Genomic DNA, 14296 nt, shown 5'->3' on the forward strand with positions numbered 1-14296 from the left:
TTTCCTCAGGAGACGTTATCGACGCAAACCGGCCTCGCAAGACCCCACTTGCGTGGGGTCTATGAACACAACAAGGTAGGCGAGCGGCCGCTTAAGCGATCAGGTAAGCGGGATGCGGATCCGGTCGGATGGAGCTGCGCAATTTCCGGACATTGCCTTCCAGTTCGGCGTGGGCGGCGTCGAGCCAGTCCACGCGGTGCCGCACCGGATCCTTGGCCGACAGGGCGCTGGCGGCGATCTCTCGCAGGAAGTAGCGCACCATGCTGCCCGCACGCGCCGGCACCGGCATCATGCCCAGCAACTGGCGGCGCGCCAGCAACCTGCGCGTGGCCGCATGCTGCAGCGCCGCCCAGGCGGTGCGGCCCAGGGCGATGTACAGCGCGTCAGTGCGCATCTGGCGCACGGCGCCCAGGAACTGCGTCTCGAAGACTTCGCGCAACATCGGCGCGTCCAGCAGTTCTTCCAGCGGGCCGTCGAAAGCCAGCCCGCGCCGCGTGGTGGCATGCGGCAACAGGGCGAGCGGCTGCAGGCGCTCGAAGCCATCGTTCCACAAGGCGGCGGCGTGCGGCAGTCCCACCAGTTCCGGCACGCGGAAGTGGTCGAGCATGCGGATCAGGTTGGGCCGCACCAGCTTGCCGCCGAGTTCGACGCGCCGCTTGTTCTCGCGCTGGACCACGCGGCCCGGCGCGTGGTTGTGCAGCAGTTCCTCGGTCACCGCAGCAGCCAGCCGCACATGGGCATGGCCCGGCGTGGTGCTGACCAGCACCAGCGCGGCCTGCGGATTCAGGTATTCGCACGGTACGTAATGCATGGCGTAGGTGCTGTCCCGCGCCACCACGACGGGTTTCGCGATCACGCTGCCGGCGCCCGTTTGCCGAATCTGCGCGCAATAGGCTTCAATGAAGTTGGTCAAGGCATCCCCCCGCTCGCTTCGTTATTTAAGCGTTTTTATTGTTTGCTTTGTTCCATGGTAAGCCGGCGGTGGGGCGCAGAGTGTGTCGACACCGCCGTTTTGACCGCTTCCCGAACGGAACTTGGTGGGCCAGCCAACACAGCACATGGGGGCGTTGGGTCGGATGGGCGGATCGCGGCGTAGCGTATTGCGGCTGGCTGTCAGGACCGTGACACCGCTCCCCGCAAAAGAAAAAAGCCGGACACGATAGCGTGTCCGGCCAACCCATTTGCTGACTCAGGTGGTGTCAGAACCCGAGGGGTCAAATGCTAACGATTCTCATTTTCTATGGCAACCCCATCAGATGAGCGGGCATGCGCCGGTCATGCCATCGAGGTCTGGATCGAGAACTGTCCGGACAACGTCTTGTGCACCGGGCAACGATTGGCGACGCGCAGCAGGTCTTCGAGGATCTGGGGCGACAGGTCGCCGCTGACCTTGACCTCGCGCTGCATGGTGTAGGTGCCATTGGCTTCCTCATGACCGACCGAGACCTGGACGTCAGTGACCGCATAGCCCTTGCGCTTTGCATAGAGCTGCAAGGTCAGGGTCGTGCAGGCAGCCAGGGCCGAGTCCAGCAAGTCATGCGGGTTCGGGTAGCGCGTGTCGCCGCCGGCGGATGCGTCCAGATCGGCCTGCCATTCGGCGGTGCCATTGGTCAGCTGGCAGATGCTGTTGCCCTGGCTTGGCTTCCATGTCGCTTGGATAGTCATCGAACGTCCCCATCTCTTTAAAGGAGCGGCCCCGCGGGCCGGAACGGCCATTCTATAAGCAGCCCGGCTTCCGGTCAGAAGCGCCGGCAAAGGCGCATTTGTGCCAATTTCGACTGGTTCGCAGAAACCCCTTGCCAATCCCGCCGCGCTCGCTTACTATTCGCCCCCTCGCAACACAACGCGGTTCCTGCAAGGCAGGCGCAGCAAGGGTTGCGAGGTCGGCCGGGAGGTTGGCGCAGCGAGGTTTGCAGCGCTGACCGCAGCAATAAAGTTTGCTGAAACGGTTGACGAAACGAAGAAAGCTCTGCATAATCTCGTTTCTCTGCTGCAGACAACGCAGCGCGCTGAACGGCAAAGCCGGGTGGCGAAGTTCTTTAACAAACAAACAACCGATAAGTGTGGGCGCTGGGTAGCGGACGCCGCTGTCTACGGACAGTGATGCTTCAAGTTATACAGTGCTCGCACAGCAAAACGTGACCGGGTCTTCGGATCTGGTCAGTCAGTTTTCTGAGAGTGAGCGACCGCTCGAAAGAGCGAGGGTCTTCGGACCCACACAGAGATTGAACTGAAGAGTTTGATCCTGGCTCAGATTGAACGCTGGCGGCATGCCTTACACATGCAAGTCGAACGGCAGCACGGGCTTCGGCCTGGTGGCGAGTGGCGAACGGGTGAGTAATACATCGGAACGTGCCCTGTCGTGGGGGATAACTAGTCGAAAGATTAGCTAATACCGCATACGACCTGAGGGTGAAAGCGGGGGACCGCAAGGCCTCGCGCGACAGGAGCGGCCGATGTCTGATTAGCTAGTTGGTGGGTAAAGGCCCACCAAGGCGACGATCAGTAGCTGGTCTGAGAGGACGATCAGCCACACTGGGACTGAGACACGGCCCAGACTCCTACGGGAGGCAGCAGTGGGGAATTTTGGACAATGGGGGCAACCCTGATCCAGCAATGCCGCGTGTGTGAAGAAGGCCTTCGGGTTGTAAAGCACTTTTGTCCGGAAAGAAATGGCGCTGGTTAATACCCGGCGTCGATGACGGTACCGGAAGAATAAGCACCGGCTAACTACGTGCCAGCAGCCGCGGTAATACGTAGGGTGCGAGCGTTAATCGGAATTACTGGGCGTAAAGCGTGCGCAGGCGGTTTGATAAGACAGGCGTGAAATCCCGAGCTCAACTTGGGAATGGCGCTTGTGACTGTCAGGCTAGAGTATGTCAGAGGGGGTAGAATTCCACGTGTAGCAGTGAAATGCGTAGAGATGTGGAGGAATACCGATGGCGAAGGCAGCCCCTGGGACGTCACTGACGCTCATGCACGAAAGCGTGGGGAGCAAACAGGATTAGATACCCTGGTAGTCCACGCCCTAAACGATGTCAACTAGTTGTTGGGGATTCATTTCTTCAGTAACGTAGCTAACGCGTGAAGTTGACCGCCTGGGGAGTACGGTCGCAAGATTAAAACTCAAAGGAATTGACGGGGACCCGCACAAGCGGTGGATGATGTGGATTAATTCGATGCAACGCGAAAAACCTTACCTACCCTTGACATGCCACTAACGAAGCAGAGATGCATTAGGTGCCCGAAAGGGAAAGTGGACACAGGTGCTGCATGGCTGTCGTCAGCTCGTGTCGTGAGATGTTGGGTTAAGTCCCGCAACGAGCGCAACCCTTGTCTCTAGTTGCTACGAAAGGGCACTCTAGAGAGACTGCCGGTGACAAACCGGAGGAAGGTGGGGATGACGTCAAGTCCTCATGGCCCTTATGGGTAGGGCTTCACACGTCATACAATGGTGCGTACAGAGGGTTGCCAACCCGCGAGGGGAGCTAATCCCAGAAAACGCATCGTAGTCCGGATCGTAGTCTGCAACTCGACTACGTGAAGCTGGAATCGCTAGTAATCGCGGATCAGCATGCCGCGGTGAATACGTTCCCGGGTCTTGTACACACCGCCCGTCACACCATGGGAGTGGGTTTTGCCAGAAGTAGTTAGCCTAACCGCAAGGAGGGCGATTACCACGGCAGGGTTCATGACTGGGGTGAAGTCGTAACAAGGTAGCCGTATCGGAAGGTGCGGCTGGATCACCTCCTTTCCAGAGGCTTGTGTCTCAAGCCTAGCGTTCACACTTATCGGTTTGTTTGCTGTTACAGCCAAGGGTCTGTAGCTCAGGTGGTTAGAGCACCGTCTTGATAAGGCGGGGGTCGTAGGTTCAAGTCCTACCAGACCCACCAAGTTATCCGAAGGGGGATTAGCTCAGCTGGGAGAGCACCTGCTTTGCAAGCAGGGGGTCGTCGGTTCGATCCCGTCATCCTCCACCACTACCTGGTGCCTTGGGTTGGTTGTCAAATGAAAGCGCATCGCGACGATGAGGTTGCGAGTGTTTTCATTTGGCATTGCCAAGCGATCGCAAGATCGGCTGTTCTTTAACAATATGGGATGTAGTAAAGGTGTCACGGTGCGTTGATGAGACGCACATGTAGTTTAACGTGATACCGGGTTGTGATTGTATCAACCAAAATGTATTTAAGTGATCGAAAGATGACTTGGAATACGGCACAAATGCGAGAACTCAACCTGTAGTGAGCGTGTCGATGAGACACACTTGTTATAGGGTCAAGCGAACAAGTGCATGTGGTGGATGCCTTGGCGATCACAGGCGATGAAGGACGCGGTAGCCTGCGAAAAGCTTCGGGGAGCTGGCAAACAAGCTTTGATCCGGAGATGTCCGAATGGGGAAACCCGGCCCGTATGGGTCATCCCACACTGAATCCATAGGTGTGGGAAGCGAACGCGGCGAACTGAAACATCTAAGTAGCTGCAGGAACAGAAATCAACCGAGATTCCCAAAGTAGTGGCGAACGAAATGGGAAGAGCCTTGCACTCTTTAGCAGGACTGTTAGCAAAACGGGATGGAAAGCCCGGCCATAGCAGGTGATAGCCCTGTATGCGAAAACAGACTTGTGGAACTAGGTGTGCGACAAGTAGGGCGGGACACGTGAAATCCTGTCTGAAGATGGGGGACCATCCTCCAAGGCTAAATACTCGTGATCGACCGATAGTGAACCAGTACCGTGAGGGAAAGGCGAAAAGAACCCCGGGAGGGGAGTGAAATAGATCCTGAAACCGCATGCATACAAACAGTCGGAGCCTCGTAAGGGGTGACGGCGTACCTTTTGTATAATGGGTCAGCGACTTACATTCAGTGGCAAGCTTAACCGATTAGGGAAGGCGTAGCGAAAGCGAGTCCGAACAGGGCGTTGAGTCGCTGGGTGTAGACCCGAAACCAGATGATCTATCCATGGCCAGGTTGAAGGTGCGGTAACACGTACTGGAGGACCGAACCCACTAACGTTGAAAAGTTAGGGGATGAGCTGTGGATAGGGGTGAAAGGCTAAACAAATCTGGAAATAGCTGGTTCTCTCCGAAAACTATTTAGGTAGTGCCTCGTGTCTCACCTTCGGGGGTAGAGCACTGTCATGGTTGGGGGGTCTATTGCTGATTACCCCGCCATAGCAAACTCCGAATACCGAAGAGTGCAATCACGGGAGACAGACATCGGGTGCTAACGTCCGGTGTCAAGAGGGAAACAACCCAGACCGCCAGCTAAGGTCCCCAAATATAGCTAAGTGGGAAACGAAGTGGGAAGGCTAAAACAGTCAGGAGGTTGGCTTAGAAGCAGCCACCCTTTAAAGAAAGCGTAATAGCTCACTGATCGAGTCGTCCTGCGCGGAAGATGTAACGGGGCTAAGCTATATACCGAAGCTGCGGACGCACGCAAGTGCGTGGTAGGAGAGCGTTCTGTAAGCCTGTGAAGGTGTCTTGTAAAGGATGCTGGAGGTATCAGAAGTGCGAATGCTGACATGAGTAGCGATAAAGGGGGTGAAAGGCCCCTCGCCGTAAGCCCAAGGTTTCCTACGCAACGTTCATCGGCGTAGGGTGAGTCGGCCCCTAAGGCGAGGCAGAGATGCGTAGCTGATGGGAAGCAGGTTAATATTCCTGCACCGTCGTATGATGCGATGGGGGGACGGATCGCGGAAGGTTGTCCGGGTGTTGGAAGTCCCGGTCCCTGCATTGGAGAAGGCGCTCAGGCAAATCCGGGCGCGGGATTCAAGAGTGTGGGGCGAGCGGCCTAGTGCTGCGAAGCAATTGGAAGTGGTTCCAAGAAAAGCCTCTAAGCTTCAGTCATACGAGACCGTACCGCAAACCGACACAGGTGGGCGAGATGAGTATTCTAAGGCGCTTGAGAGAACTCGGGAGAAGGAACTCGGCAAATTGGTACCGTAACTTCGGGATAAGGTACGCCCTGGTAGCTTGACTGGCCTGCGCCAGAAGGGTGAAGGGGTTGCAATAAAATGGTGGCTGCGACTGTTTAATAAAAACACAGCACTCTGCAAACACGAAAGTGGACGTATAGGGTGTGACGCCTGCCCGGTGCCGGAAGATTAAATGATGGGGTGCAAGCTCTTGATTGAAGTCCCGGTAAACGGCGGCCGTAACTATAACGGTCCTAAGGTAGCGAAATTCCTTGTCGGGTAAGTTCCGACCTGCACGAATGGCGTAACGATGGCCACACTGTCTCCTCCCGAGACTCAGCGAAGTTGAAGTGTTTGTGATGATGCAATCTCCCCGCGGCTAGACGGAAAGACCCCATGAACCTTTACTGTAGCTTTGCATTGGACTTTGAACCGATCTGTGTAGGATAGGTGGGAGGCTTTGAAGCGTGGACGCTAGTTCACGTGGAGCCGTCCTTGAAATACCACCCTGGTTTGTTTGAGGTTCTAACCTTGGCCCGTGAATCCGGGTCGGGGACAGTGCATGGTAGGCAGTTTGACTGGGGCGGTCTCCTCCCAAAGTGTAACGGAGGAGTTCGAAGGTACGCTTGGTACGGTCGGACATCGTACCTAAAGTGCAATGGCAAAAGCGTGCTTAACTGCGAGACCGACAAGTCGAGCAGGTGCGAAAGCAGGACATAGTGATCCGGTGGTTCTGAATGGAAGGGCCATCGCTCAACGGATAAAAGGTACTCTGGGGATAACAGGCTGATACCGCCCAAGAGTTCATATCGACGGCGGTGTTTGGCACCTCGATGTCGGCTCATCTCATCCTGGGGCTGTAGCCGGTCCCAAGGGTATGGCTGTTCGCCATTTAAAGAGGTACGTGAGCTGGGTTTAAAACGTCGTGAGACAGTTTGGTCCCTATCTGCCGTGGGCGTTGGAATCTTGACGGGGGCTGCTCCTAGTACGAGAGGACCGGAGTGGACGTACCGCTGGTGTACCTGTTGTCTCGCCAGAGGCATCGCAGGGTAGCTATGTACGGAAGAGATAACCGCTGAAAGCATCTAAGCGGGAAACTCGCCTGAAGATGAGGATTCCCTGGCGGCTTGACCGCCTTGAAGGGTCGTTCGAGACCAGGACGTTGATAGGCTGGGTGTGGAAGCGCAGTAATGCGTTAAGCTAACCAGTACTAATTGCCCGTAAGGCTTGATCCTATAACCAGTGTGTTTCACCTGGTGAGCGATCGCCTTGTGCCTCGATACACACACAACCAACACTACATCCCGATTCGTGACGCTGTCCCACGACAGCGCCACAACCCCTCATGCCTGGTGACCATAGCGAGTTGGAACCACCCCTTCCCATCCCGAACAGGTCCGTGAAACGACTCCGCGCCGATGATAGTGCGGATTACCCGTGTGAAAGTAGGTCATCGCCAGGCTCTTATTGTGCAAAACCCCTCGACAGCGTGTGCTGCGAGGGGTTTTTGCTTTTTCGTCGCCGGTTCGCTGGCCGCGCTCGCCATTGCCGTAGTGCCGTAATACCATTGCCGCAGCTTCCCATTTCCGCACATGTCCGCTGACTGCGCCTGGTATCTCTACCTGCTTGAATGCACCGGCGAGTCCATTTACACCGGAATCACCACGGACGTGGCGCGCCGTTTTGCCGAACACCAGTCCGGTAAAGGCGCCAAATATACGCGCTCGCGCAAGCCGATTCGCGTGCTGGGGCAGGTGCGCTTCGCCTCCAAATCGGAAGCGTTGAAGGCAGAAATCGAGATCAAACGCATGAGTTCGGCGCAGAAGCGGTCATTTTGCGCGCAACTGCCTGCCCTCGACGCGGAGGAACAGACGGCGTGAGATCAAAGAAAAACGGCCCGCATCGCAAGCGCGATACGGGCCGTTTTCTTTTGACTTGCCGCTTCAGACCACGGTCAGCGTGACATCGATATTGCCGCGCGTCGCGTTCGAATAGGGGCACACCTGGTGCGCCTGTTCGACCAGCTTTTCGGCTGCTTCACGCTCGAAGCCCGGCAGGGAAATCTTCAGTTCGACCTGGATGCCGAAGCCCTGCGGAATCGGACCAATGCCGACCGCGCCCTGGATCGATGCATCGGCGGGCACGTTGATCTTCTGCTGGCTGGCGACATAGCGCATCGCGCCCAGGAAGCAGGCCGAATAGCCGGCAGCAAACAACTGCTCCGGATTCAGGCCATTGCCGGCCCCGCCCATTTCCTTCGGCACGGCCAGCTTGGCGTCGAGCTGGCCGTCGGACGTGGTGGCACGGCCATCGCGGCCGCCGGTGGCGGTGGCATGGGCGGTATAAACGACTTTCTCGAGTTTCATTTAAGGCTCCGGTTTGGTTGCCCGCAGGGGCGCCATCGTTAATGCCTGCCGTCAGTCCGACAAGCTGGAATCGGTCCGCGCTTGTTCTAGCGTCGACCGCAGTTCATGCAAGCGCCGCGTCAGCGCCTGGATCTCTTCGACCGGGCATTGCGTGGCGCATAACATCTGTTCGGGAATCCCGGTCGCGTGCTGGCGCAGTGCGCGGCCGGCTTCGGTCAAGCTGACCAGGACCCGGCGTTCGTCCGCAGCGTCCCGCGTGCGGGTCACCAGACCCGTCGCAGCGAGCCGCTTCAGCAGTGGCGTCAGCGTCCCCGAGTCCAGCGCCAGGCGATTGCCAAGTTCCGAGACCGACAGCGTTTCCGTCTCCCACAAGACCAGCATGACGAGATATTGCGGATAAGTAAGCCCAAGCTCACTTAACAGCGGCTTGTACAACTTGGTCATCGCCAACGAGCTCGAGTACAGCGCAAAGCATAGTTGGTGGTCCAGCAAAAGCCAGTCGGTGGCGGATTCGTTGTCGCGGTCCATGTCGATATATTAGACGCAATTTGATTGTGTGCAAGATAAATTTTTCCGTGCACGCTCGGACAAGGGCGTGGCTGGACATCGCGCCTGAGCCTTAAGTCTGTTTTAAGTCTTGGTCGCTAGCATGACGGTGTTGCGTCGCATCGTGCCGACGCCAGATGCTTAAAGGAAAGGAACTCCTATGATGCGCCAGACCATTGCTCGCACCGCCGTTGGTATCGCGGCCCTGGCCGCGCTAGGCGGCGGCTATGCCTATCTGCAGCGAGAAGTCATCCCCCCGGGCTACGCGGCTCCCGCTCCCGTCGTGGCTGCCGCCCAGCCGGCGGCGGCCGTGGCCAGGCCGATGGATTTCTCCGGTATCGTCGCGCAATACGGACCCGCGGTGGTCAATATCAGCGTGACCGCGCGCGCCCAGCGCACTGCGGTGCAGATGCCGCCCGGCATCGATCCGGACGATCCGCTGTTCCAGTTCTTCAAGCGCTTCGGACCGCAGTTCCAGGGGCCGCAAGGTGGCCAGCAGCAACTGGTGCGCGGGCAGGGCTCGGGCTTTATCGTCAGCCCCGATGGGCTGATCCTGACCAATGCGCACGTCGTCGACGGCGCGCAGGAAGTCACGGTCAAGCTGACCGACCGCCGCGAGTTCAAGGCCAAGGTGCTCGGCACCGATCCGCAGACCGACGTGGCAGTGATCCGCATCGATGCCAGGGACCTGCCGACCGTGCGCCTGGGCGATCCGTCGCAGGTGCGCGTGGGTGAGCCGGTGCTGGCGATCGGCTCGCCTTACGGCTTCGAGAACACCGTGACCGCGGGCATCGTCAGCGCGAAGTCGCGCTCGCTGCCTGACGATACCTATGTGCCGTTCATCCAGACCGACGTGGCGGTCAATCCCGGCAACTCGGGCGGTCCGCTGTTCAACCAGCGCGGCGAGGTGGTCGGCATCAACTCGCAGATCTACAGCCAGACCGGCGGCTACCAGGGCCTCTCGTTCGCAATCCCGATCGACGTGGCGACCAAGGTGCAGCAGCAACTGGTGGCGCACGGCAAGGTCACGCGCGGACGCCTCGGCATCAGCGTGCAGGAGGTCAACCAGGCGCTGGCGCAGTCGTTCGGCCTGCCCAAGCCGACCGGGGCGCTGGTCAACTCGGTCGAGCCTGACAGCCCCGCCGCGCGCGCGGGACTGAAGCCCGGCGACGTCATCGTGCAGCTCGACAACGACGTGATCGATCATTCGGGCGACCTGCCGGAGCACGTGGCCGATATCAAGCCGGGCACGCAGAGCTCGCTGAAGATCATTCGCAAGGGCCAGCCGATGACATTGGCGGTGACGGTCGGCACCGCGCGGGACCAGGCGATGGCGCAAAAAGCGGGCGGCAAGGAGGCCAACGGCCGGCTGGGGCTGGCCGTGCGCCCGCTGTCGCCGGCGGAGAAGCGCGAAAGCGGCATCGAAGGCGGCCTGGTGGTCGAGGACGTGACCGGCCCCGCCGCGCGCGTCGGCATCCAGCCCGGCGACGTGATCCTGTCGCTCAACGGTACGCCGATCGCATCGGTCGATCAGCTGCGCACGCTGGTGGGCAAGTCGGGCAAGCAGGTAGCGCTGCTGGTGCAGCGCGATGATGCGCGCATCTTCATTCCGCTCGATCTCGGTTGATCCTCGCGGGCACCGCTGTGTGCCCGCAAGCCGTTAACCAGCAAGGCTTTGACGTCCTCGCGGGCCGTATACGCGCACGTATACCGACACGTTTACGAACCGGTTTACGTGCGGGTATACGGCCCGCTAAGCCTTACCGGAGGCGGGATTCAGCGCAACGAACTGCTTACAGAAAGCGCGCCAGCAGGTATCATCTCGACTGCGATGCACGAAGCATGCGGCGGCAGCCCCCGCCGGCCCTGGTTCTGCTGAATCGACAAAGAGGAAGTCTATGCAGTTGGATTTCACCCGTGCCCCGATGCCGGGTACCGATAGAGCGCGGCGACTGACGTCAACGACGTCAGCCACCGGCTCGGCGCCGAAGCCCGGGCGGCGCAAGAAAGAGGTCGCCCCGCACTGGGAGCGCGGCTACCGTTCGCACTTCTACCGCAACGAGCGTGGCGACAAGCTTGGTGAAGTGCGCCTGTCCGAGCGCGGCGAGCTTCCCGTGGTCTACCACTGGGCCGCCGGCAATTATTCCGGCGCGGAAGGCTCGCTGGCCCACGCCCGTGCGCGCGTGGAAGAGACCATCGGTTTCGGCATGCGCCAGCTGTCGCTGTTCTGAGCAGGATCTTCGCCGGTGCCGCGACCGCCGGCACTGCGACCCGTCCGCGCCCACCCTTCGCGCGCGGTGCCTTCGCTTCTCCCCTGATCTTCCCCAGTCGTTTCTGCAGTTCCCGAGCGTAGCCTACAGCCGGCGCGGTTCTAGCCAGTCCGGCAAGCAGACCCTTGATATCCTCGCAAGCGAAAAGCGTAGCGTGCTGCGTGGCCGGCGCGCCCTGGTCCCGCCTGCCCGTTATCGACGCAAGGCCGCCGGGATCCCGCGGATGCCGGCCCGCATCGACGCCAGCACCTGCGCCTGCGTTTCGGCCGGCAGGTTGCCGTAGCGCAGGCTGACATAGGCGGCGCTGACGGCGGCGATTGCCTCGCCGGCGCGCGGCAGCTGCGCGCTGGCCCGCGCCGCGAAGTCCTGCGGGCCTTCGGCAGACGCGCGCGTGCAGCCGTGGCGGGCCAGCACCGCGCAGAAGCGCGCATAGGCCGCGCCGACCGGATCCGCGGGCGCGCGCCGCCGCCACAGCGGCACCAGCGCCAGCAGGCACAGCATGCCAAGCACGGCCGCCAGCAGCGGTCCGGCACCGGCACTGGTGCCGAGCGCTTGCAGCAGCCGCTGCTGCCGCGCATGGTCGTACTGCAGCACCCAGCGCTGCCAGGTGTAGACCATGCCCTCATAGGCCCAGCGCAAATCCTTGAGCCATGCCGGCTGCCGCGACGGACGCCAGTCAGCGGCTTCGTTGCCGACCACCGCATCGAGCCCCTGCTCGATGCGGCTGGGCGCGACCGCGCTGGTCGGGTCCACGCGTACCCAGCCGCGGCCCTCGAGCCAGACCTCGGCCCATGCATGCGCATCGGACTGGCGCACCACGTAGTGGTTGGCCATCGGGTTGTACTCGCCGCCCTGGTAGCCCGTGACCACGCGCGCAGGCACGCCGGCGGCGCGCATCAGGAAGACGAAACTGCTGGCGTAGTGCTCGCAGAAGCCGCGCCGGGTGTCGAACACAAAACTGTCGACCTGTTCGGCCCCCAGCGGCGGCGGGGCGAGCGTATAGGCAAAAGGCGCTGCCGCGAACAGCCGCAGCGCGGCCTGCACGCGCGCGGCGGGATCGGCATGGCGCTGTGCCCATTGCGCGGCCAGCGCGCGCGCGCGTGGGTTGCCTGGCGGCAGGCTCAGTGCCAGCCGCAGCGTGGCCGGCGGCAGCAATTCCGCCGGCGGCGACAGCGTGGAATGCGTGCGATAACGGATGCGCTGGTCCACCGCCCGGCGCGCCATGAACTCGCCATCGGGCGTGATGGCGGCATCCGCGCCGGCGGACAGCGCCTGGCCGCGGTCGAGCACGAACAGCCAGCGCTGCCGGCTGGGCTCCAGCGTGATGCTGATGTCGATGCCGGCAGTGCCGCCAGTTCCGCCGGTGCCGGCCGTGGGGGCCAGCTGCTGCCGCCGCAGGCGTGAGGGGTGCCAGGTGGTGCCGTCGTATTCCCACAGTACCAGCGCGCGCCAGTACAGCGCGGCCGCGGGCAACGGCGCGCCGGCGATTTCGGCACGCAGGGCGATTTCCGGCGAACGGATCAGTTGCCCCACGCTGCCCGGGCGCATGGTGTCGCTGATGCCGGTGGTGCCGCTCGGCGCGGACTGGGGCAGCTGCCACAACGGATGCTCCAGGCGCGGGAACAGCACGAACAGCGCCAGCGCCCACGGCAAGCCCAGCAGCGCCATGCGGCCCAGCAGCGGCCAGATCGCCAGCCGGCTGCGCGCCTCCGGGTGATGCAGCAGCAGCCAGTTGCGCAGTACCCAGGCGCCGATCGCCAGGCTGTACAGCGCCAGCCAGAACGGCTGGTCGGACAGGTACAGCGTCAGCAGCAAGTAGAACGACAGCTGCGTGACCAGGGTCGCGTCCGACAGCGCGCGGCATTCCAGCAGCTTGAGGATCACGAAGGCGCCCAGCAGCGCCACCGCGAGCTCGCGCCCGATGCCGCCACCGTCCTGCCACACCAGCGCACCCGCCACCAGCAGCACCAGCATCGCGGTGGTGCCGAGCATCCAGCGCGACGGCAGCGGCGCCCGCCGCCGCCACAGCAGCCAGCGCCACGCCAGCAACAGCACCAGCAGCAGGCTGACCGCCACGGGCAGCGTGCGTGCCTGCGGTGCCAGCACCAGCGCCAGCTGGCCGAGCAGCAGGCCGTGGTCTTCGTGCCGCAGCGGCCGGGGCGCGGCTTTCATGCGTGTTGCGCTGCGCGAACTGGGCCGGGACGCTGTGGCCACATGGCCAGCGCCTCGAGGCACGCGCGCCGGTGGCTGGCGCCGCGCGCCGGCGCCAATTCCATGCCGGGCAAGCGCAGGCCGATCTCGACTTCGTCGCCGGCGGCAAGCAGCCATGCGCACAGGCGCGACAGCCGGGCCTCGGGCTCCATGCCGGCGGGCAGGGCGTGCCAGTCCAGCCAGCGCGCCGGCTGCCCCGGCGGGTCGCCGGCGCGGCTGAGCCAGCGGCCGGTGCGTGCGCTGTGCTTCCAGGCGATGCGATGCAGCGGGTCGCCGCTGCGGTAGCGGCGCAGCTGGTCGATGCCGCCTTCGCTGCGCGCCGCGCTGGCGGCAGCGTGCGCGCCGTCGCCATGATCCGGGCGGTGCGCCGGCGGCGGTGGTGGGGCGCCGGGCTCCGGCGCGGGGTAGACCACCGTCGACAGCTCCAGGTCCGCATGGCTCCAGACCTGGAACAGGCCGAACGGAAAGCGGCTCGCGATGGTCACGCGCGGCAGCTCCAGGCGGCCCCGGCGTGGCGCCGGCACGCGCAGCGCCAGCATGCCGCTGGCATTGGCATCGAGCGTCAGCGTCGCGGCAGCGACTTCCGGCATCGCCGGCACGCGCGCCTCGATGCCAATGCGCGCGTCGTCGCCACGGCCGTCGACGCGCACATGGAAGGTCGCGTCCTGCCCGGCATGGACCGCCGCCACCGGCCCCGCGGCCACGGCGAGGTCGAGCAGGTTGCGGTAGGCCAGCCACATGCATGACATGCCGATGCCGGCGAGCATGAAGGTCAGCGCAAAACCCAGGCTGATGTTGTAGTTCAGCGAGGTCATCAGCATCGCCGCCAGCACCACGGCAAAGCCGACCCCGCCGGGCGTGGGCAGGATATAGAGATGGCGCCGGTCCAGCAGCACCACGCCGCCGGCACCGCCGGCGGGGCGCCGGCTGGCGGCTCGGCGAACCAGGGGTGGCGTGCCGCCGAGCAAGCCCTTGCGCGCCGCCATGG

The 14296-nt window shown here is 62.2% G+C and carries 10 protein-coding genes, 2 tRNA genes and 3 rRNA genes; 9 read left to right on the forward strand and 6 right to left on the reverse strand.

Translation table 11 applies throughout. The annotated features are described in order from the left end of the window. Positions 1-91 precede the first annotated feature (91 nt). Complete coding sequence (locus CBM2586_RS17570; protein ID WP_115665746.1) at positions 92-913, reverse strand: hypothetical protein; 822 nt, start codon at positions 911-913, stop codon at positions 92-94. Positions 914-1275: 362 nt separating this feature from the next. After that, positions 1276-1665 (reverse strand): OsmC family protein, encoded by a 390-nt coding sequence (locus tag CBM2586_RS17575; protein WP_062804077.1) that lies wholly within the window; start codon positions 1663-1665, stop codon positions 1276-1278. 100 nt (positions 1666-1765) lie between these two features. On the opposite strand from CBM2586_RS17575, the gene CBM2586_RS17580 reads away from it, so the two are divergent. The 7 genes from CBM2586_RS17580 to CBM2586_RS17610 all read left to right on the forward strand — a co-directional run bounded on the left by CBM2586_RS17580 (position 1766) and on the right by CBM2586_RS17610 (position 7795). After that, positions 1766-2104 carry a hypothetical protein gene (locus CBM2586_RS17580; protein ID WP_145987425.1) on the forward strand — a complete coding sequence of 113 codons (339 nt, stop codon included), beginning with the start codon at positions 1766-1768 and terminating at the stop codon, positions 2102-2104. A gap of 123 nt (positions 2105-2227) precedes the next feature. After that, positions 2228-3754 (forward strand): 16S ribosomal RNA (locus tag CBM2586_RS17585). A gap of 62 nt (positions 3755-3816) precedes the next feature. Beyond that, positions 3817-3893: transfer RNA gene (locus CBM2586_RS17590), tRNA-Ile, on the forward strand. Between the two features lie 11 nt (positions 3894-3904). Next, positions 3905-3980 (forward strand) — tRNA-Ala (locus CBM2586_RS17595). Between the two features lie 293 nt (positions 3981-4273). Beyond that, positions 4274-7150 (forward strand): 23S ribosomal RNA (locus CBM2586_RS17600). 113 nt (positions 7151-7263) lie between these two features. Further along, a 5S ribosomal RNA gene (gene rrf, locus CBM2586_RS17605) occupies positions 7264-7377 on the forward strand. The 16S, 23S and 5S rRNA genes sit together here with 2 tRNA genes alongside, the layout of an rRNA operon. 130 nt (positions 7378-7507) lie before the next feature. Further along, positions 7508-7795 (forward strand): GIY-YIG nuclease family protein, encoded by a 288-nt coding sequence (locus CBM2586_RS17610; RefSeq protein WP_115688930.1) that lies wholly within the window; start codon positions 7508-7510, stop codon positions 7793-7795. A gap of 63 nt (positions 7796-7858) precedes the next feature. Here CBM2586_RS17610 and CBM2586_RS17615 read toward each other — a convergent pair whose 3' ends face one another. Next, positions 7859-8281 carry an organic hydroperoxide resistance protein gene (locus CBM2586_RS17615; protein WP_018004795.1) on the reverse strand — a complete coding sequence of 141 codons (423 nt, stop codon included), beginning with the start codon at positions 8279-8281 and terminating at the stop codon, positions 7859-7861. 51 nt (positions 8282-8332) lie between these two features. Further along, positions 8333-8809, reverse strand: coding sequence for a MarR family winged helix-turn-helix transcriptional regulator (locus tag CBM2586_RS17620; RefSeq protein WP_115688932.1), 477 nt, complete (start codon positions 8807-8809; stop codon positions 8333-8335). A gap of 178 nt (positions 8810-8987) precedes the next feature. Between CBM2586_RS17620 and CBM2586_RS17625 the strand changes: the two genes are divergently transcribed. Continuing rightward, positions 8988-10454 carry a DegQ family serine endoprotease gene (locus tag CBM2586_RS17625; RefSeq protein ID WP_115665743.1) on the forward strand — a complete coding sequence of 489 codons (1467 nt, stop codon included), beginning with the start codon at positions 8988-8990 and terminating at the stop codon, positions 10452-10454. A gap of 271 nt (positions 10455-10725) precedes the next feature. Further along, complete coding sequence (locus tag CBM2586_RS17630) at positions 10726-11058, forward strand: hypothetical protein (protein ID WP_115688934.1); 333 nt, start codon at positions 10726-10728, stop codon at positions 11056-11058. A 231-nt stretch (positions 11059-11289) separates the two neighbouring features. On the opposite strand, the gene CBM2586_RS17635 is transcribed toward CBM2586_RS17630, so the two are convergent. Together CBM2586_RS17635 and CBM2586_RS17640 are read right to left on the reverse strand one after the other, a co-directional pair. Continuing rightward, on the reverse strand, positions 11290-13269 hold the full coding sequence (locus CBM2586_RS17635; RefSeq protein WP_115688936.1) for a transglutaminase TgpA family protein: 1980 nt from the start codon (positions 13267-13269) through the stop codon (positions 11290-11292). Beyond that, positions 13266-14294: a DUF58 domain-containing protein gene (locus CBM2586_RS17640; RefSeq protein ID WP_115688938.1), complete on the reverse strand. Its 1029-nt coding sequence runs from the start codon at positions 14292-14294 to the stop codon at positions 13266-13268. Before CBM2586_RS17640 ends, CBM2586_RS17635 begins: the two co-directional genes overlap by 4 nt. Positions 14295-14296: the final 2 nt, after the last annotated feature.

Source organism: Cupriavidus taiwanensis, assembly GCF_900250115.1.
Lineage (GTDB): Bacteria > Pseudomonadota > Gammaproteobacteria > Burkholderiales > Burkholderiaceae > Cupriavidus > Cupriavidus taiwanensis_B.